Below are 291 nucleotides of genomic sequence, written 5' to 3'. Positions count from 1 at the left end.
CTTAACAAAGTCCACCAGCATGTTGTCATACTTAGAACGCGCCATTACCTTGCCAAACAGGCCAATCAGGATACCGACGACAATACGGCCGACGATAAAAATCAGTAATGCCAGGGCAATATTGATGCCCCACGGAATGACATAGGTGTCGACCATTTCGGTCATTTTTTCGGGTTGAAACATGGATGCTCTCCATAAAAAAGCGATTTGAACTTATTGTTGTCACGCCAAACTTCCAGGCGGTCCTACTTGTGTTTCAGTAACACGTGTCAGCTAGCATAGTGCAAATAC

The 291-nt window shown here is 45.0% G+C and carries 1 protein-coding gene; it reads right to left on the bottom strand.

The window, feature by feature from the left end; genetic code table 11:
• A partial coding sequence (locus J0A66_RS22940) for a mechanosensitive ion channel family protein (RefSeq protein WP_439098896.1) occupies positions 1–183 on the bottom strand: 183 nt, incomplete at its 3' end.
• Positions 184–291 lie beyond the last annotated feature (108 nt).

This window comes from Bowmanella dokdonensis (assembly GCF_017254865.1).
Classification (GTDB): Bacteria; Pseudomonadota; Gammaproteobacteria; order Enterobacterales; family Alteromonadaceae; genus Bowmanella; species Bowmanella dokdonensis.
This window is presented reverse-complemented; position numbering and strand designations above follow the sequence as displayed.